At 33.7% G+C, this 19,098-nt stretch carries 21 protein-coding genes and 1 tRNA gene; 16 read left to right on the top strand and 6 right to left on the bottom strand.

The genetic code is table 11. The annotated features are described in order from the left end of the window. Positions 1 to 25: 25 nt before the first annotated feature. The gene (locus C3L23_RS07095) at positions 26 to 2,185 is read left to right on the top strand and encodes a DNA translocase FtsK (RefSeq protein ID WP_246831057.1); all 2,160 of its coding nucleotides are present in this window, start codon (positions 26 to 28) and stop codon (positions 2,183 to 2,185) included. A 10-nt stretch (positions 2,186 to 2,195) separates the two neighbouring features. Then, positions 2,196 to 2,813, top strand: a complete 618-nt coding sequence (locus C3L23_RS07090) for an OmpA family protein (RefSeq protein ID WP_127681239.1) — start codon at positions 2,196 to 2,198, stop codon at positions 2,811 to 2,813. Here C3L23_RS07090 and C3L23_RS07085 read toward each other — a convergent pair whose 3' ends face one another. After that, positions 2,814 to 4,028, bottom strand: coding sequence for a metal-dependent hydrolase (locus tag C3L23_RS07085; RefSeq protein WP_127681238.1), 1,215 nt, complete (start codon positions 4,026 to 4,028; stop codon positions 2,814 to 2,816). It lies immediately after the preceding gene. A gap of 74 nt (positions 4,029 to 4,102) precedes the next feature. On the opposite strand from C3L23_RS07085, the gene aroQ reads away from it, so the two are divergent. The 10 genes from aroQ to fliY are packed head-to-tail and all read left to right on the top strand — an operon-like array spanning position 4,103 to position 11,337. After that, the gene (gene aroQ, locus C3L23_RS07080) at positions 4,103 to 4,594 is read left to right on the top strand and encodes a type II 3-dehydroquinate dehydratase (protein WP_127681237.1); all 492 of its coding nucleotides are present in this window, start codon (positions 4,103 to 4,105) and stop codon (positions 4,592 to 4,594) included. Between the two features lie 24 nt (positions 4,595 to 4,618). Then, positions 4,619 to 5,632: a M24 family metallopeptidase gene (locus C3L23_RS07075; RefSeq protein WP_210402412.1), complete on the top strand. Its 1,014-nt coding sequence runs from the start codon at positions 4,619 to 4,621 to the stop codon at positions 5,630 to 5,632. A 16-nt stretch (positions 5,633 to 5,648) separates the two neighbouring features. Then, positions 5,649 to 5,813, top strand: a complete 165-nt coding sequence (locus C3L23_RS09515) for a hypothetical protein (protein WP_168175725.1) — start codon at positions 5,649 to 5,651, stop codon at positions 5,811 to 5,813. Positions 5,814 to 5,816: 3 nt separating this feature from the next. After that, the gene (gene folK / locus C3L23_RS07070; protein ID WP_127681235.1) at positions 5,817 to 6,317 is read left to right on the top strand and encodes a 2-amino-4-hydroxy-6-hydroxymethyldihydropteridine diphosphokinase; all 501 of its coding nucleotides are present in this window, start codon (positions 5,817 to 5,819) and stop codon (positions 6,315 to 6,317) included. 1 nt (position 6,318) lies between these two features. Beyond that, positions 6,319 to 7,575 (top strand): flagellar biosynthesis protein FlhF, encoded by a 1,257-nt coding sequence (flhF, locus tag C3L23_RS07065; protein WP_127681234.1) that lies wholly within the window; start codon positions 6,319 to 6,321, stop codon positions 7,573 to 7,575. Further along, the gene (locus tag C3L23_RS07060) at positions 7,572 to 8,438 is read left to right on the top strand and encodes a MinD/ParA family protein (protein WP_127681233.1); all 867 of its coding nucleotides are present in this window, start codon (positions 7,572 to 7,574) and stop codon (positions 8,436 to 8,438) included. Before flhF ends, C3L23_RS07060 begins: the two co-directional genes overlap by 4 nt. Positions 8,439 to 8,447: 9 nt before the next feature. Then, on the top strand, positions 8,448 to 8,783 hold the full coding sequence (locus C3L23_RS07055; RefSeq protein ID WP_127681232.1) for a hypothetical protein: 336 nt from the start codon (positions 8,448 to 8,450) through the stop codon (positions 8,781 to 8,783). Then, positions 8,780 to 9,469 (top strand): RNA polymerase sigma factor FliA, encoded by a 690-nt coding sequence (locus C3L23_RS07050; protein WP_127681231.1) that lies wholly within the window; start codon positions 8,780 to 8,782, stop codon positions 9,467 to 9,469. Before C3L23_RS07055 ends, C3L23_RS07050 begins: the two co-directional genes overlap by 4 nt. Beyond that, the gene (gene fliM / locus C3L23_RS07045; RefSeq protein ID WP_127681230.1) at positions 9,462 to 10,532 is read left to right on the top strand and encodes a flagellar motor switch protein FliM; all 1,071 of its coding nucleotides are present in this window, start codon (positions 9,462 to 9,464) and stop codon (positions 10,530 to 10,532) included. Before C3L23_RS07050 ends, fliM begins: the two co-directional genes overlap by 8 nt. Further along, the gene (gene fliY / locus C3L23_RS07040) at positions 10,525 to 11,337 is read left to right on the top strand and encodes a flagellar motor switch protein FliY (protein ID WP_127681229.1); all 813 of its coding nucleotides are present in this window, start codon (positions 10,525 to 10,527) and stop codon (positions 11,335 to 11,337) included. Before fliM ends, fliY begins: the two co-directional genes overlap by 8 nt. Here fliY and C3L23_RS07035 read toward each other — a convergent pair whose 3' ends face one another. From C3L23_RS07035 to thrS, 3 genes are all read right to left on the bottom strand, one after another. Beyond that, entirely contained in the window at positions 11,338 to 12,573 is a 1,236-nt protein-coding gene (locus tag C3L23_RS07035; RefSeq protein WP_127681228.1) for a diguanylate cyclase, read from the bottom strand. 74 nt (positions 12,574 to 12,647) lie between these two features. Next, positions 12,648 to 13,184, bottom strand: coding sequence for a translation initiation factor IF-3 (gene infC, locus C3L23_RS07030; protein WP_127681227.1), 537 nt, complete (start codon positions 13,182 to 13,184; stop codon positions 12,648 to 12,650). Beyond that, complete coding sequence (thrS, locus tag C3L23_RS07025) at positions 13,181 to 15,016, bottom strand: threonine--tRNA ligase (protein WP_127681225.1); 1,836 nt, start codon at positions 15,014 to 15,016, stop codon at positions 13,181 to 13,183. Before thrS ends, infC begins: the two co-directional genes overlap by 4 nt. A 311-nt stretch (positions 15,017 to 15,327) precedes the next feature. On the opposite strand from thrS, the gene C3L23_RS07020 reads away from it, so the two are divergent. Then, entirely contained in the window at positions 15,328 to 15,672 is a 345-nt protein-coding gene (locus C3L23_RS07020; protein ID WP_127681223.1) for a hypothetical protein, read from the top strand. Positions 15,673 to 15,767: 95 nt separating this feature from the next. On the opposite strand, the gene C3L23_RS07015 is transcribed toward C3L23_RS07020, so the two are convergent. Continuing rightward, on the bottom strand, positions 15,768 to 16,112 hold the full coding sequence (locus C3L23_RS07015; protein WP_127681221.1) for a hypothetical protein: 345 nt from the start codon (positions 16,110 to 16,112) through the stop codon (positions 15,768 to 15,770). Positions 16,113 to 16,293: 181 nt separating this feature from the next. Between C3L23_RS07015 and C3L23_RS07010 the strand changes: the two genes are divergently transcribed. Beyond that, positions 16,294 to 16,392, top strand: a tRNA-Sec gene (locus tag C3L23_RS07010). 199 nt (positions 16,393 to 16,591) lie between these two features. On the opposite strand, the gene C3L23_RS07005 is transcribed toward C3L23_RS07010, so the two are convergent. Beyond that, the gene (locus tag C3L23_RS07005) at positions 16,592 to 16,846 is read right to left on the bottom strand and encodes an RNA-binding protein (protein ID WP_015902068.1); all 255 of its coding nucleotides are present in this window, start codon (positions 16,844 to 16,846) and stop codon (positions 16,592 to 16,594) included. 96 nt (positions 16,847 to 16,942) lie between these two features. Here C3L23_RS07005 and C3L23_RS07000 point away from each other — a divergent pair, with 96 nt between their 5' ends. After that, positions 16,943 to 17,374, top strand: coding sequence for a DNA polymerase III subunit alpha (locus tag C3L23_RS07000; RefSeq protein WP_127681219.1), 432 nt, complete (start codon positions 16,943 to 16,945; stop codon positions 17,372 to 17,374). Between the two features lie 95 nt (positions 17,375 to 17,469). Then, positions 17,470 to 19,098, top strand: a complete 1,629-nt coding sequence (locus C3L23_RS06995) for a GGDEF domain-containing phosphodiesterase (RefSeq protein WP_168175724.1) — start codon at positions 17,470 to 17,472, stop codon at positions 19,096 to 19,098.

The raw sequence follows: 19,098 nt of genomic DNA, 5'->3' as shown, positions 1-19,098 counted from the left end.
AATTACGATTAAAAAAGGTCTGATTTTGCGTAAAAGTATCTATATTTTCTTTTTTGCTTTTGCTGTTTATTTATTAATAGCTACAATTATTCCTCAACCTCATATAGTCGGAAAAGTTGGGGAGTTTTTAGGAAATGCTGATTTTAAACTTTTTGGTTATCTTTCTTATGTCTTTCCTTTTTTACTGGCTGTACTGCTTTATCTTGGTTATAAGAAAAAATTTGACGCGACTGTCAGTATTAAGGTTTTAGGCGGTATATTTTTGTTTTTTGATTTGCTGTTTTTACAGTCAGCACTGTTTTCAAAAGGTATTTTGGGAAATCTTTTTGTAGACACGTTAAAAGCATATATAGGCGTTGCCGGTGTCGGGCTGCTTATATTTGTAATATTTTTGTGGAGTCTCTTTTTGCTTTTTGAAGATAAAATATTGAATTTTTATCAAAAAAGACATGTAAAAAAAGAAGCTCAAAAGAGTGCCGTTTCGGATACTGATACATATGAAAGCGATGTTTACGAAAAAGACACTGTTCAAAACGGTGATAATGCTAAAACTGAAATGGAAGAGATTGCTTTTGACAACGATGTAAGCAATATAGAACTTGACGACGAAGAAGTGTTGAGGGTAGAAGAAACAAAAGATAATGAAATAGTTCAGGAAAAAAATAATGAGGCTGTTTCAAATAACGAAAATACTGCCGACGTGAAAAATGAAGAAGCCCGCCACGTGACGCATGTTCAGGAGCTTGAGGATACCAAAAAGCTTCTTTCCGAAATTGAAACAGGGGAGAGAGAAAAACCTAAAAACTGGAAATTTCCTCCTTTGAATTTTTTAAGCAAACCTAAGTCGGGGGAAAAAGAGATAAACGAAGCCGAAATAGATAAAAAAATAAAAATTTTAATAGAAAAGTTAAAACAGTTTAAAATAGAAGGAGACGTGGTAAGATATTATGTTGGACCGGTAGTTACCACGTTTGAATTTAAACCTCTTCCTCATATTAAAGTATCTAAAATACTGGCTCTTCAGGATGATCTTGCAATGGCTCTTAAAGCCCAGTCTATCCGTATTCAGGCGCCGATTCCCGGAAAAGACGTTGTAGGGATAGAAATTCCAAATGAAAAAGTGGAAACGATATATTTAAGAGAAATACTTGAAAGCGATATATTTAAAAAAGCCAAATCGCCTTTAACGCTTGCGCTTGGTAAAGATATAGTTGGGGCACCTTTTGTAACGGATCTGAAAAAGCTTCCGCATCTTTTAATAGCCGGAACTACCGGAAGCGGTAAAAGTGTCGGAATAAACGCAATGATTCTTTCATTGTTATACAGAAATTCTCCGGATGAGCTTAAGTTTTTAATGATTGATCCGAAAATGCTTGAATTTTCAATTTTTAACGATATCCCTCATCTGCTGACCCCCGTTATTACCGAGCCTAAAAAGGCTATAATGGCTCTGAATTCAATGGTAAAAGAGATGGAAAGAAGATATAAGCTGATGGCTAACGCCAGAGTTAAAAACATAGAAGGTTATAATGCAAAAGTTTCTCAGAACGAAAAAATGCCTTATATTGTTATTATCATAGACGAGCTTGCGGATTTAATGATGACAAGCGGTAAAGATGTGGAATATTCCATAGCCAGACTGGCACAGATGGCAAGGGCCAGCGGTATACATCTTATTGTTGCGACGCAAAGACCTAGTGTCGATGTAGTGACAGGGCTTATTAAAGCCAACCTTCCTAGCCGTATAAGTTTTAAAGTCGGACAGAAAATAGATTCTAAAGTTATCCTTGACCAGTTTGGAGCTGAAAGTCTTCTCGGTCGCGGAGATATGCTTTTTACTCCTCCGGGAATTACGGGTCTGATAAGGCTTCACGCTCCTTTTACCAGTGAAGAGGAAATTGAAAAAGTTGTGGAGTATTTAAAATCTCAGAGAATTGCCGATTATGATACAATGATAGTAAACACTTTGCAGGATACCGAAATGCTTGAAGAAATAGACGGACTTGACGAACTGTTCGAAGAAGCTAAAGAAATTATCCTTAAAGAGAAAAGAACAAGTATTTCATATCTTCAAAGAAGATTAAATATTGGGTATAATAGGGCAGCTAATATTATAGAGCAGATGGAAAGAATGGGAATCCTCTCTTCTCCTAACGCAAAAGGTCAAAGAGAGATATTAATATGAAAGGATTAAAATGAAAAAAGTAATCATCGCGACTGCCGCCGTAGCGGGAATATTTATAGCCGGATGTGCGGAAACACCTATGGCTACTTCAGTAATAGATATGGCCGGGAATAAGAAAGTTGCCGGATGGGGAGAAAATAATAATACAAAGCCTAAACCGGTAATAAAAATTGTAAAATGTAAACCTGTTAAAGACAGCGATAAAGACGGAGTGCCTGATAATTTTGATAAATGTCCGAATACGCCTGCTAATATGCTGGTAGACCATAACGGATGTCCTATAATTACTACGCTAAGATTAAATTTTGATTTTAATAAAGCCGTAGTTAAAAAAATATATTATCCCGAATTAAAAAAAGTTGCGGAAATTTTAAAAAACAATCCTAGTTTAAAAATTGAAGTTGCCGGTTATACGGATAATATCGGATCCGCAGAATATAATTTAAAACTTTCTCAAAAAAGGGCGGAAGCTGTTAAAAAGATTTTAGTAAATGTTTATGGTATAAATCCTCAAAGAATTGTTGCTAAAGGATACGGAGAAGCATATCCTCTTGTACCTAATACCACAGAAACAAACAGAGCGTTAAACAGAAGGGTGGAAATAGTTAATATTACAAATCAAAAATAACTATTTTACCTCTTTTCCGTTTATATATAAATTATCTATTTTATTAGTATGGAGAATTATCTGTAACGGAAGCAGTTCTTCATCTTCTACTTTATTAGGCAGTCTGAATGTAATAATATCAGCCTCTTTGTCTTTCTCTAAAGATCCGTTGTTTAGATTTAAAGCTTTAGCCGCGTTTATAGTGACTGATTTTAACAAGTCTTTTGCAAGGTATTTAGGATGCAGGTCGGTATGCATAAGCAGAGCCGCCCTGATTTCTTTAAACAGATTTAAAGAAAAGTTTGAACTTTTACCGTCTGTTGCAACATTATAAGGAATGGAGAAGTTTTTTACACTTTCTAAATTTAACAGTCCTACGTTTAAAAGTCTGTTTGAGATAGGGCAGTGGCTGATATAGCCTCCTATTTCGTTTATTTTCTGAAGTTCTTTTTCATTGGCGTGTACACAGTGGATGAATGTTGTTTTGGTGTTTTCAAACTGTTCAATGAATTCTTGAGGAGTTATTAAAGGTTTGGCGTTTTTGAAATGTTTTTCAAAAAATATTTTAAATTCTCCTTCTCCGTTTTCAAGCCATTTTCTCTCAGCCTTGCTTTCCATGAAATGCGTCTGTATAGGCAGATCTTCAGATTTTGCAATTTCAATAACCTTTTTCATCAGTATAGGATGAACCGAATATGGTGAATGTATTGAAAGGCCGATTTTAAATTTATCGTTTTTAACTTCTTTTGACTGTTCTATTCTTGCCAGAAAATCCTGGTAAATCATATCGACGGCAGCAGGATTTGAACCGATTATTTCATTAAAATACACGACTTTTAACGGAGAGTGTTTAAGGTATTTAAGATCGTTGCCAGTGGAGCTTATCTGACCGAATGCGCATATTCCGCTTTTTTTCATCTCTTTTATTGCCGATTTGTAACATTCGCTTTTACATCCGTGAAAAAGATCTTCTCGGTGTTCTAAAACTGAATTGAGCCAGCTCATAAAATCCCCGTATTCCAAATGTGTATAATTAGAACTGAATTCTAAATGGGTATGTGTGTTAATAAGTGCAGGCATAATTACTGAGTTTTTTCCAAGGTAGATTTCTTTTAAATCGTATTCAAGATCGGTTCCTACGTCTATGATCTTATCATCAAAGACCACTTCTCCGTTTTTAATAATTTCATATTTTTCATTTAAAGTCAGAACGTAATCGGCTTTTAATTTAATCAAAATCGGTCCTTTTTTAAATTTGTAGCAAAACTTGTGCCAAATTATAGTAAAATAACATAAAAAAAGGAGATTTTATGAAAATAAAAGTTATACACGGTCCAAATTTAAACATGTTAGGTGTAAGAGAAGTGAATATATACGGTCCAATGAAATTGGAAGATATAAATAAAAACATGGAAGCGTTTGCTAAACAAAACGGTTTTGAAATAGAATTTTATCAGTCAAATCATGAAGGTGACATAGTTGACGCAATTCAGGAAAGCGTGAATGAAAACGTTGATGGAATTATTATAAATCCTGCGGCGCTTACACATTATTCTATAGCTGTAAGAGATGCGATTAAAGCTGTAAATCTACCTACAATAGAAGTTCATCTTTCAAATATTGCGGCAAGAGAAGAGTTTAGACAAAAATCTTTAATTTCTGATATCGTCGGAGGAACAATCAGCGGATTCGGTCCGTTTAGCTATCATTTGGGTCTAATTGCAATGATTCAAATTTTAAATGAAATAAAAATGGCTAAAGAAGCTCAGGCTAAAGCCCAGGCAGAGGCGGCTAAACAATAAGCCGCCGTTTTTTAAGGCCATATAATGGATTATATTGTAAATAAAGAAAATGAAATTTATTATGAATGCGGATGGAGCAGCGATAATGCCGTTTTTTTAAAGTTGGGCGATTACAGATATGTAATAACCGACGGTAGATATACATTAGAAGCAAAAGAAGAAGCCCAGGCCGAGGTTATTGAAGCCAGAGATTTATTAAAAAAGGCAAAAGAGCTTATTTTAAAACACAAAATTAAAAGAATAGTGCTTGACCCTTTAAACTGGGATATTGATTCCTACAGAAAACTTTCTAAAGTTGCAAATATAAAAGAAGAAAAATATTTTTCCCATAAAAAAAGAATGATTAAAACCGATCAGGAGCTTCATATTATAAAAAAAGCTGTTAAAAAAGGCGCAAAAGCTTTTGATGACTTTATTTCGGCTATAGATACTGGTATTGACGAATACGAACTTTCTTACAGGTTTAAAGAGTTTCTGACAAAAAGAGGAAGAAGAGAGCTGAGTTTCGAACCTATAGTGGCAGTAAACGAAAATGCAGCTAAGCCCCATGCAAAAGTAAGTAATAAAAAGCTTAAGAAAAATGATCTTTTGCTGCTTGATGCGGGTATTAAATATAAAAGATACTGTTCGGACAGAACAAGAACGGTACATATCGGTAAACATATCTCCATGAGTAAATATCAGAAATTTAAAGATAAAAAAATACAAAGAGTATACGACACCGTATTAAAAGCGCAGTTAAAAGCCATAGAAAGTATAAAAATAGGCATGGAAATATGCGAACTTGATAAAATAGCAAGAGATGTTATCGCAAAAGAAGGGTTCGGTGATTATTTTGTTCATTCACTCGGGCACGGAGTTGGGCTGGATATACATGAATGGCCTTACGTAAATTCAAAAAACAGAATAAAAATACAAGAGGGTATGGTGTTTACTATCGAACCGGGCATTTATCTTCCGGGAGAATTCGGAGTAAGAATTGAAGATATGGTTATGATTACGCATGACGGTAAAGTAGAAGTATTAAGCGAGTGGTAAAAAACAGGGGGATATTATGAGTATAAGCAAAATCAGAACGGTACTTTATAAAACGGCAAAATATTTAGGGGATGTGAATGCTATAAAAAGAGCAATAAAAAAAGGCGATTTCACTCCTATCATAAAAAGAATAATAAGAAGAATTTACGGATATATAGCCGGAAGAGGCATGCCTAAATAAAAAATGGAGTGTGGAAAGTTGGCAACTGAAAAAAACCGGAACAACAAAAATATAAAAATAATCAAAACCGTGTTTTTCCCGGCAAAAATCAAAAAAAGCAGGAAAAAAAATGCGGCTTTAATCGGAATAGGCTGTAATCTAGGCAACTGTATAAGAAGGTTTAAAAAACTGTATATTTTTTTACGGCAACATCCTAAAATAGATATTGTTCAGACTTCAATTATTTATAAAAACCCGCCTTTCGGGTATTTAAACCAGCCGGATTTTTATAATTCCGTGATGGTAATAAAAACAGATTTTTCACCTTGCGAGCTTTTAAGGTTTTTATTGTATACAGAAAAGAAATTCGGAAGGAAAAGAAGCTTTAAAAATGCGCCAAGAACGCTAGATTTAGATATAATATTGTATAATAATGTTAAAATAAACAAAAAAAGATTAATTTTGCCGCACCCGTATTACAAAAAAAGGGATTCAGTTTTAGTACCACTTGCATTAAAGGATTAAATTGAAACTAAAAACTTTTACCGCACCGACATATACAGAAGCATTGAATAAAGTTAAAGAAGAACTTGGAGATGACGTTGTTATTGTCTCAAGCAAGGAAATAAAGAAAAAAACTTTAACTTCTCAAGGGCTGTATGAAATAGTGGTTGCAATAGAAGAAGAAAATATTAAACCACGCAAAAACGTTACGAGTGACGAAGAACATGTAAAAGAAGTTATGCTTAAACTCAGCAGTGCGGCAAAAGAGATTTCTTCTCTTTCCGATGACGAAAAAAGTTATGAATACGCTTCACATACACAAAATACGGCAGCAGCTGTACATTCAAATCCTTTAGGACCTCAAAAGAGCGAAGATATTATAGCTCTTAAAAACCAGATATCGCAAATAGCCGATACGCTTAAATTTTTACAGGCAACTGTATGGGATATGGTAAACAATAACGAATTGGAACTGCCTCCAGAATTTAGTGAAATATATGCTCTTTCACGAGCAAGCGGAATGAGCGAAAAACATCTTGACGAAATAATGAAACTCACTATCAAATATATGCCTCTTAAAATGAGAAAAAACAGAGAAACAATAAAAAGATATTTTCATACGCTTCTAAAAAAAATGGTTCCGATAAGGGTAGAAAGGGAAGTAAGACCGCCGCATAAAAAAATAATGATGTTTGTAGGGCCTACTGGGGTAGGTAAAACGACTACTATCGCAAAACTTGCGGCCAGATATGCATATAAACTTTCTCAAAGACATAAAGTCGGAATTATTACCCTTGACACATACAGAATAGGTGCGGTAGAACAGCTTATGACTTATGCCAAGATGATGAGGCTGCCTATTGAAACAGTGGTTGATCCTAGCGATTTTGGAGATGCGCTGAATTCTCTCAGACACAATGATTATATTCTTATAGACACAGTCGGGAGCTCTCAGCACGACAAAGAAAAAATTGAAAAACTTAAGAGTTTTTTGAAAGTGGATACATTTGCCGAAATAAATATCAATCTTGTGTTATCGGCGGTTACAAAATATGAAGATTTAGTTGATATTTATAAAAACTTTTCAATATTGCCGATAGATACGTTTGTTTTTACAAAACTTGACGAAACAAAAACATACGGTAATATATTTTCGCTGCTTCTTGACACCAAAAAACCTGTGAGCTATTTTTCAATAGGTCAGGAAGTGCCGGATGATTTGATGGAGGCGGGGGCGGATTATTTACTAAAAGGTATATTAAATAAGGAGTTTAATTGAAAACTCAAGCGGACAAACTAAAAGAATTATTACAGACAGATAATATTAAACGCCCTAAGAATACACGTTTTATAGCGATAACAAGCGGTAAGGGTGGGGTTGGTAAAACCACAGTTACCGCTAACCTTGGATACGCGCTTCATAAATTAGGATTTAAAGTGGCTCTTTTTGACGCTGACATTGGTCTTGCGAATTTAGATGTTATTTTAAAGGTTAACGCTAAAAAAAATATTTATAACGTATTGAAAAACGAATGTTCTTTAAAAGATATAGTCGTTGAGATAGAAAAAGACTTTGTGTTGATTCCGGGTAAGAGCGGGGATGAAATTATGGATTTTGCCGATGAGGTAAGTTTAAGCCGTTTTTTTAACGAACTGGAATTTTTAAATGATTACGACTTTTTCATTATAGACACTGGAGCCGGTATTGATAAAAAAGTACAGATGTGGCTTGATGCCGCAGATGATATAATCGTTGTAACGGTTCCGGAGCCGGCCGCAATTACGGATGCGTATGCAATGATTAAAATTATCAGTGAAAAGAAAGAACTTGCGTTTATGCTTTTAAATGAAGTTTCAAGTGAAAAAGAGGCTATTAATATTTTTACAAAAATAAAAAATGTTGCAAATAGTAATCTCAACAGCGATTTCAGGCTGCAGATGATCGGATATCTTAAAAAGGACAAACTTGTTACAAACTCGTCTATTAAAAGAGTTTTGTTTGTAAAAGAAGATCCTCTCTCGGCTCCAAGCGAGCAGATTTTTAAAGTGGCAAGAAAGATAGCAAAAATTTCGGAACGAAAAGTGCTAGAAGAAGAAAAGGGCATTACTCGCTTTTTCAGAAAAATATTTTCAGGATTTTAAAGGTGAAAAATGAGAGGAGAAAACTTTATCTTTTTTTTAGCTTCTTGCGGATTTTTTATAGGTGTCATATTTTCTATACTGCATGAATTCGATTTCGAACATTTTTTATACGCAACTGTACTGATTACCGCATTGTTTTATTTACTGGGACTTGCCAGTGTAACGTTTTTTATTAAATATCTTGATATTAAAAAAGTAATATATTTTAACAAACACGAAATAGACGAAATATTGGATGTTCAGATAAAAGAATTAGAGAAAAAAGAAGATTTTATTCTTGAAAGTTATGAGTTTATTAAGCAGATTGAAGAAGAAGAATTACAAATCATAAAGAATAAATCATGACGCAGGTAATGAATAATCCTTATGAGGAAAATTTAAAAACATATAAAGACGAACTGGCGGTGGATTATATGCCTGCCGTAAAAGCAATGGCGGCCAGACTTAAAGAAAGGCTTCCTAGCAGTGTGGAGTTTAACGATCTTGTGTCTATCGGACTTGAAGAGCTTGTAAAGCTTGCAAGAAGATATGATCCGAAGCAAAACGATAATTTCTGGGGATATGCCCAAAAAAGAATATACGGAAGCATGCTTGATTTTCTTAGAAGTCTGGATACGGTCAGCAGAAGCGACAGAAAGATTATAAAAGATATTGAAAAAATAGTGGAAAGTTATCAGGCTGAATATGATGTTGAGCCTGATGACGAATATATTGCGCAGCAGCTTGGCATTGATGTTGAAAAAGTAAGGCGGGCTAAAAACGCCAGTGAAATATACAATGTGATGCCTATTGAAGAGCAAATGAATTTTTTTGAAAACGTAAGTATGAAAATAGAAGAAGAAGAGCTGATTGAAACAATTAAAAAGGTTTTAAAAAAAATGAGTGAAAAAGAACAGCTCATTATACAGCTTTATTATTTCGAAGAGCTTTCTTTAAAAGAAATAAGCGAAATTTTAGGTGTTACCGAAAGCAGAATCTCTCAAATTCATAAAAACGTAATTAAAAAATTAAGGAAAGAGTTAAATGGCTGATATTCTATCACAAGAAGAAATAGACGCTCTACTTGAAGTTGTTGAAGAAGAAGATATAGCACCGGACGAGCTTGATAAAGCGTCCGATATACTTGATAACAGACAGATAACGCTATACGATTTTAAAAGACCTAACCGTGTAAGCAAAGAACAGCTTCGCTCAATTAGAGCCATACATGATAAAATGGCAAGAAGTCTGGCAAGCGATATTTCTTCTTTAATGAGAAGTATAGTTGAAATACAACTGCATTCGGTAGACCAGATGACTTACGGCGAATTTTTGATGAGTCTTCCGAGTCCTACGTCATTTAACGTTTTTTCTTTGAAACCTCTGGACGGTAAAGGTGTTATAGAACTTAACCCTTCAATTGTTTTTCCTATGATTGACAGACTTTTAGGAGGCAGCGGAGCCCCTTTTGATACGACAAGGGAATTTACCGATATAGAACTGAATCTGCTTGATCAGATTTTAAAAGTAGTAACACAGAATATGAAAGAAGTTTGGTCTCCTATTATGGATTTGTATCCTATTGTTGAAGCAAAAGAGTCTTCTCCTAACGTAGTACAGATTGTTGCTCAAAACGAAATCGTTATTATGGTTATTATGGAAATTATAATAGGACAGACCAGTGGTATGATGAATATATGTTATCCAGTAATCACTATAGAATCTTTGCTTCCTAGACTTGCAAACAGAGATTTGATGCTTAACGAAACAAGCGGAAGAAAATCAAGAAATAAAGAATTAAGAGCTCTGTTAAGAGGTGCTAAAATAGAGCTTGAGGCAGTTCTGGGATATGCTGAGCTTAATATGAATCAGGTTTTGGATCTTGAAGTCGGTGATATAATCAAACTGAACAGGCCAGCAGACGATACCGTTATTGTAAAAGTTGACGGCAGAGAAAAATTTGTGGCGGAATTTGGAGTCAGAAGATACAGAAGAAGTATAAAAATAAAAGAAATCCTAAAAACCGAACATGACGAAATAAAAGAAATTTTACAAAAACTGGAACAAAAACGTAAAGAAAGACTTGAACAGATAACAGGAGAAGAAAGTGAATGAGTTTAAAGAACTGTTAATAAACGAAATAAAATCCACTATAGAAGGATTAATAGGAATAGCGCCTGAAGTTTCGGTGTTGTCCGAAACTAAAGATTTAGGTCCTACAAAGCCTCCTTATGCAAAAATTGTTATTAAAGTAAAACCTAAAGGGGAAATACTGTTCCTGGTTCCCGCAGAAGTTGCTACTGCTCTCGGTGATTTAATGTTAGCGGGTGAGGGTACTCCGAAAACTGAAATGAACGATGATGATTTAGACGCAATAAAAGAGATTATTTCAAATGTGTTCGGGGCGCTTAAAACAACTTTGGGCGCACAGGACAATATGCCGAATCTGGATTTTGAAATAACAAATGTGTTTTTTGTAGACAAAGAAGAAGACCTTAGCGAATACGCATATGCCATAAATATGGAATGTAAGGTAAATGATGTGGTTAAAGTTTGTCAGGTTGTGTTTGATGAAAACGTATATGACGAACTAATGCCTTCAAAAGCGGCTGCAGAAGCACAGCATCAGGCTAAACATCCGGATTTAAAAGGTGAAATGAAAAATCTTGAAATGCTTCTGGATATTAAACTGCAGCTGAGAGTTAGAATAGGCAGTAAAATTATGCTTTTAAAAGACGTGATAGGAATGGATATAGGAAGTATCGTAGAACTTAACCAGCTTGCAAAAGAGCCTCTTGATATTTTAATTGAAGATAAAAAAATAGGTGAAGGTGAAGTGGTGATAGTTGACGGAAACTTCGGTATTCAGATTACTTCGATAGGCAGCAGGGAAGAAAGATTAAACTCTCTTAAAAAGTAGTTATTTTTCAATAATCGTATTTCTTGTTTTTTTTGCTTCATATAAAGCTTCATCCGCTCTTTTATACCAGTTGTGATATGATTCTTCAGGCTGGTATTTGGTAAAGCCTATACTTATCGTTATATTGCCTACTTTGTCAAAAGAGTGTTTTTCTATCAGATTCTTAATTTTTTCAGCAAAGATTCTTTCATTTTCGTTGTTTTTCTGGGTGGAGATTATTGCAAACTCTTCACCTCCGATTCTATAGAATTTATCATTGCTTCTGATGTTTTCAGATATTAGTTTAGTGAGTTCTTCTAACACGTAATCTCCCACCGGATGGCCGTAAGTATCATTTATTTTTTTAAAATGGTCAATATCTATGAGCATCAGATATGGTGAAAGTTTATTAAAGTTTTTCATGTTTTTTTTGATATCGGTATTGAATTTTTTTCTGTTAAATATCTGGGTCAGCTCATCCGTATATGAACTTTCGATGATCTGTCTGTCTTTTTTGTCAAGTTTTTTTATTATAAAATAGATAATTATATATGTAAAGATAAACAGTCCAAGAAGAATTAGATTAAAAATGAAACTTATTTTTTTAATAAAAGTATACTCTTCTTCAAGAGGCAGAGTTAATGAAAGCAATGCCCTGATATGACCGATTTTTTCGTGAAAACCGGCTTTGTCCCCATACATTTTGATTAAATCTTCCGGAGCCAGATTAGGATTACTGTGGCATTTCATGCAAGACTTGTTGTTGGGCACTACCGGGATTGCGTAATATATATAATCTTTTCCGTTAATTTTAATTTTTTTTGAATAAATATCGATTTTTTTATTATTAAACTTTTCTAAAAGTTTTAATTCTTTTTTATTTGCCTTATTTACAGGGTTTCTTGGATTGTCTGAAGCAATTTTGTATTTTATTTCAGGAAGATGTTCTTTTTTTCTTAGTTTGTTATACTCTTCCAACGTATGCCTTGTTATAAATGTGGCAGACATTAATACCGGTGAAAAAAATTCTTTTGAAAGTATGTTTTGATGCTGTAGGGAATAAATAAATTTCTTTTGATATTTGTCTACGTAATTTTTTTGTGCCTGTTCGTATAAAAGTATGTTATGAAGTTTTTGTTTGTTTTGATTAATGGCTATATCGTTAAGAATGTAATAAAAAGAAACTACAATAACACTATATAAAAATATAAACAGTACGGCTATATAAATAAGCAGTTTTTTATTATGCGGGAGCATAAAGTTCCTTTATTGATATATATACAATATATTAACATATTTATAATAAAAGAGGGTTAAGAAAGAAGGAAGTTTTATTTTTTAGTTTTCTTTTTAATTGGAGTTACTAGGAGGTTTATATAGTTTCCTTCAAGTTTAGGCTCATTTTGTTTTTCAGCTACATCGCTTATCATGTCCCATACTCTGTTGATTACTTCAAATCCTTTTTCAGGCGTGGCAAGTTCTCTACCTCTTAAGAAAACTCTCAGTTTTACGTGTTTTCCTTTTTCAAGAAATTCTTTTATATGTTTTACTTTATAATTTATATCGTTTTCCTGGATTTTAGAAGTGAATTTGATTTCTTTTACTTCTATTTTAACCTGTTTTTTCTTAGCTTCTTTTTTCTTTTTTTCCTGTTCGTATTTGTATTTTCCGTAATCCATTACTTTAGCTACGGGAGGATTTGCATTAGGTGCCACTAAAACTAAATCCAGTCCTTTATTATATGCAATTTCAAGAGCTTTGTTTGAATCAACGATTTTAGGCTCACCTTCTCCGTCAACTAGTCTTACTCTGTCTGTTAAATCAACAATTTCTTCGTTAATTAGTACTTTATCTTCTTTTTTACTCATAGTTTAACCTCGCTTAAGTTTTTGATCATTTCCACAAATTCTCCTTTTGTCATTTTGTATTGTTCTCTTTTTTTTCTGTCTCTGATTGCAACTGTTTCAGTTTCAACCTCTTCATCACCGACTATTACAACATAACCGACTCTTCTTTTTTCTGCGTTTCTGATTCTTTTATTAAGTGAATCGTTGCTTGCAAATATTTCAGTATTAATATCGGCTTCAAGAAGCTCTTTTTGAAGCTTTTTCGCGTATTCTACGTGCGATTCTGAAATTGGTACGAATATAGCTTTTATAGGAGCTATGAATGTAGGGAATTCACCCGCATAATGTTCTGTAAGGATTGCTATAAATCTTTCAAAGCTTCCTATAATAGCTCTGTGAATCATTACAGGTCTTACTCTTTCGTTGTTTTCATCTACGTATGTGATGTCGAATCTTTCAGGTAGGTTAAAATCCACCTGTATAGTTCCGCACTGCCATTTTCTGCCAATTGCGTCTGTGATTTTGATATCGATTTTCGGTCCGTAAAACGCTCCACCGCCTTCGTCTATTCCGTATTCTCTGTTTAGGGAATTAAGAGCTTTTTTAAGTGATTCGGTAGCTTTTTCCCAAATTTCGTCGCTTCCGATTGATTTTTCTGGTCTTGTTGATATTTCCATTTCATAGTTAAATCCGAATCTTTCCATTATAGAGTCGACGAATTCAAGCACCTTAATAACTTCTTCTTCAATCTGGTCTGGTCTACAGAAGATATGTGCGTCATCCTGAGTAAACTCCCTAACTCTGAGCAGTCCGTGAAGCACTCCGCTTTTTTCATGTCTGTGTACTGTTCCGAATTCGAAAAGTCTAAGAGGAAGTTCTTTATAGCTTCTTACCTTATGACCGAAAATTTTTACGTGGGCTAAACAGTTCATAGGTTTAATTCCGTATTCGTCTGCAGGTTTTTCAGGATCGTCGTTTTCAATTTCAGTAAAGTACATATTTTCTTTGTAGTTATAATAATGTCCTGAAATTTTCCACATATGGCTTCTAAGAAGCTCAGGACCTCTTACAGGTAGATATTCGCGTCTAATGTGTGCAGAATAGAGCAGTTTTTCAAGGTTTGCCCTAAGAAGGGCGCCGTTTGGAAGCCATATAGGCATACCTGCTCCGACTTCTTCGTCAAACATCCAAAGATCTAATTCAGTTCCAAGTTTTCTGTGATCCCTTTTTGCAGCTTCTTCAAGCATTTTGAGATATTCCTGAAGTGCTTCTTTTGTGGCAAACGCTGTTCCGTATACACGGGTTAGCATCTCATTTTTAGAATCGCCTCCTAAATATGCACCGGATACTTTTTGAAGTTTTACGTTATGGAGGTATTTAGTGTTCGGCACGTGAGGGCCTCTACATAAATCTTCAAAATCTCCCTGTTTGTAAATGGATACCGTATCTCCCGGAATCATATCAAGAACGGCCTGTTTCAATTCGTCGTTTTTAAATTTTTCCCTTGCTTCTTCTTTAGAAATTTCGTATCTTGTAATATCGAATTTTTTCTTGGCAAGGGCTTTCATTTTCTTTTCTATGTTTTTTAAATCTTTATCGGTAATAGGAGTGTCTGTTTTTAGGTCGTAATAAAATCCGTTTTCGATTGTAGGGCCGACATAGAATTTAGCTTCCGGATAAAGTTCTTTTATAGCCTGAGCCATAAGATGAGCGGCAGAATGTCTGATTACTTCGAGTGCTTCGGGCGAATTGTCAAAATATACAGGCTCTCCGCCTTCAATGCCTTTAGCTTCCGCTGTTTGAAGATCAATTACCTGATCGTCAATTTTTAAAGCAATAACATCTTGTTGCATTAAAATTCCTTTTTATTTATTGAAGAATTAATTAAATGAGGATTGTTGATTTGTAGATATGAAGAAAATAGATTATTCAAGAGTCTCCTTATTTATTGCATTCTCCTTTTTTAGTTGAATTTTAGCTTAATAAAAATTTAATGTCAACACATAATCTCTGTAAGTATCAGCATAGGAATGAAAAAGAATAAAATAGGCCTTTTTATAATTTGAACTTATATTAAGTTTTCTTTAAGTTTTGAGGTTTATAATTACGATGAAGGTTCGTTTATTTAAAATAAACTGAACCTATATTCATAAAAGGAGAAACTATGAGACGCTTTGCAAAGATTTTTGTAGCAGGTTTGCTACTTGCAAGTGTTAGCGTGACTGCAGCTTTCGCTGACTACAACAAAGGGTTTAAGTACTACCAAAAATATGTAAAAAGAATGAGCCACATTAAAGGTACTCAGTTCTTAAAAATTATTGGAGTACAAACACCTGACCAAATGAAAGCATTACTTAAAGATGATGCTAAACCTCTAATTGCAAAATTAGAAAAACTTGGTAAAAAGAAAGCTGCAAAAGCCATTGAGAAAATTGCTAAGAAACATAAACTTAAAGATTTACAAGATTTCTTAGTAGGTATGCTCAATGGTAAAATTCCTGCTGGCTGATAACGCTTAATAGGGCACAGGTTGTGCCTTACATTTTTAAATTAGCATTTTTGGTGACAGACACTTATCTCTCAAAAGATAAAAAGAAACAGGATTTAACATCCTGCCGGAATTTTTCCTTCCATAATTCCTCTTAAAAAGTCATGAACGTCTTTTAATTTTCCTTTTTTTATAACTTTTTGCATTGCTTTTGCCGCTTTTTCCTCTCCAGCCGCTTTTAATTTTTCAATTAAAGGCTTACCGTTGTTTTCAAACAGTTTGTCTAAATCGTTAAGACTTTTTACTCCCAGAATTTTGATTAACTGAGTAGATTTTACTCCGGATTTTTTCTTTACGTATTTATTGTAATATTTGAACCCTTTGTTGTAATCTGCAGATGCAGTAGTAATAAAAAGTCCGCCTGCTAATACTGCCGCTAATGCGATTTTAGAAATTTTCATAAAAGCTCCTTTTCTTTGTTTTCATCAAATTCTAATAAATAATTTTCACAATGATTAAAAAAAAGTTAAAATATAAGAAAAATTTTAATGTTGTTATAATTTTTGTTACTATCTTGGAACATGACCGTTTATTCATGTTTGCATTTTTTAAATTTATTGTGTAAAATAACAATCCTGCTTTGGAGGGGATGTGATCCTGGTGGACACCCCGGGCTTCAAACCCGGTGGGGCGGCAGGTGACTGTCTGCCCGGAAGGTTCGATTCCTTCCCCCTTCCGCCATTAATAGTATTTAAGTACCTGTTACTAAAATATTCACTTATATTCTTTTTACTGAGGTGAAAATTTAATAAATAAATTACTGACAGTAATTGCCCGGGTTGAGTTAATGTATCAATAATATTAAATGATAAAAATGCTTTCTGTTTACATAAGAAAGTGACAGACACTAAATAAAAGAATTATTAAAAAGAGGAAGAAATTATTCTCCTCTAGGAGCTCTTGGTCTTGCTTCGTTAACTCTAAGTCTTCTTCCTTGGAAGTCTTTACCGTCTAGCTCTTCAATAGCTGTATCAGCTCCGCTTTCCATTTCAACGAATCCAAATCCTTTGCTTCTTCCTGTTTCTCTATCATTTATAATTTTTACTGAGATTACTTCTCCATATTCTGCGAATACCGGTCTTAAATCGTCTTCAGTTGCTTGATAGTTAATGTTTCCTACGTAAATTGTTTTCATGTGATCTTTCCTAATTGTGAATTTTGCATCGACATTGTAACACCATTATGTAAAAAAAGCAAATAAATGTTAAAATTTCTAAAAAAAAGGAAACTTATGGATATCAAAAACAATTATTATGAATTTAGAAACGCTTTAACCAAAGGTGATACACAAAAAGCACAGGAGTATTTTCAAAAAGCTTTTAACGAAGCGTTTGATTTATATCAGATTAAACTGACCAACAATGAAAAGTTTAATTTACTTGATGAAGACGAACTGTTTGCGGTGGTGGTGCTTGTTGATAACGCAATTGGATTTTGGAAAGAGGGAATGATAGAAGAAGGCACGGCTTTTTGTGAGAGTATGATCGATTTGATTGATTCTCCGAAATTAAAAGAAATGTTTAAAGGGTATTCTCTTGGAATGCAGTCGGGAATTGACGTTGATACTTTCTTCAGAAATTATGTGGATTTGAGCAAAGTAGATGAAGAGTTTCCTCAGTTTTTATGTAATTTCAATGATAATATCAAGGAATTAATCAAATAATATTTAAATTTTTTCTTTTTTTATTATGTTATAATATTAATATAAAATTAAAAAAGTAGCGGCTTATGGAACACTTTGAATATAAACTGGACAAAATGCTTCAATCATTGTTAGATTCCGGAATTATTAATAATCTAAATAATTCATTTAACAGCGAAGAGCAGATTATTAATTTTCTCGATCAAATTATAAATTCAACAATAGAAGGTCTTATAGTCTTTGACGAGAATAAAAAATGCATAAGAGCCAATAAGTCAGCCAGTTATATTTTCGGATACACGCCGGAGGAGATGATAGGCAAATTTGCTTTTGAGTTTGTCGCCGACGACTCAAAAGAACTTGTGAAAAACAGAATTAAAATAAAAGACCAGTCTCCTTATGAAGCCTATATGGTAAAAAAAGACGGCACTAAATTTCCCGCCATGCTCAGAGGCAGGGACATATTGATTAACGGCAAAAAAATCAGAATTTCTGCAATAATAGATTTAAGCGAACTTAAAGCCAAAGAAGAGGAAATATACACTATAGCTTACTACGATAAACTCACAGGTCTTCCTAACAGACAGAAAATGATTTCAGATATGAATAAAATGGACCGTCTTCATTCATGTGTGATTTTTAATATTGATAAATTCGGACAGATAAACGATCTTTTCGGTTCGGCAATCGGTGATAAGCTTTTAATTAAGTTTGCTGAAGAGCTGAAAAATGAAAACACACATCCTTACAGAATCGGAGGTGATGAATTCGCAATACTATTTGACAGCAGTATTACTTATAAAGATTTAAAATTATTTATAGAAAAAATAATAGATAAAATAGAAAAAATGGAATTTCTTGCAGACAACGAACCGTTTCATATACATATCAGAGCAGGTGCGGCAATCAATAAACACAAGCTTCTTACTCACGCAGATATAGCGGTAAGGGAAGCCAAAAGAAAAAAAATCCCTTATCAGATTTATGATGAGTCCCTGAAAATAGAAGAAAAATATAAAAAAAATCTCGAAATGACCGTTGCGATTCATAAAGCTTTGCAAAATAACGGAATACTCTGTTATTATCAGCCTATATTTAATAAAGACGGAGAAATTGTAAAATATGAAGTACTCGTCAGAATGAGAGACGAGAAAGGAAATATTATTTTGCCGGGAGAGTTTTTGCCGATTGCAAAAACCACGAAACTGTATACGCAGATTACAAGACAGGTTGTCAGGTGTGCCTGCAACAGTTTTGCGAGTATAGATAAAAGTTTTAATATAAATATATCGATTGATGATATCAATAATCCCGAATTGGTGGAATATATTATAAATACGATAAAAAAAACGGGAACGGGAGAAAAAATCGGTTTTGAAATTTTGGAAACCGAAGGTATAGAAAATTATGACATAGTAAAAAAATTTATCGATAAAGTAAAAGCGTTAGGAGCAACAGTAGCAATTGATGATTTCGGCAGCGGTTATTCAAATTTTAAACATATTTTTTCACTGAACATTGACTGTATAAAATTAGACGGTTCTTTGATTAAAGAAGTATATAAACAAAAAAAGAATTTAATAGTTGTTGAAACGATAATAAATTTTGCTAGTAAAATAGGTGCAAAAACGGTTGCGGAATTCGTATGCTGCAAAGAAGTGTTTGATGCCATAAAAAATCTGGGCATTGATTATTTCCAGGGATTTTATTTTGGCAAACCTTCTCCGGAAATTGTAAAAGGATGA

Source organism: Nautilia sp. PV-1 (assembly GCF_004006315.1).
Lineage (GTDB): Bacteria > Campylobacterota > Campylobacteria > Campylobacterales > Nautiliaceae > Nautilia > Nautilia profundicola_A.
Note: the sequence above shows the minus strand (reverse complement) of the source record. Positions and strands in the feature narration are given on the sequence as shown.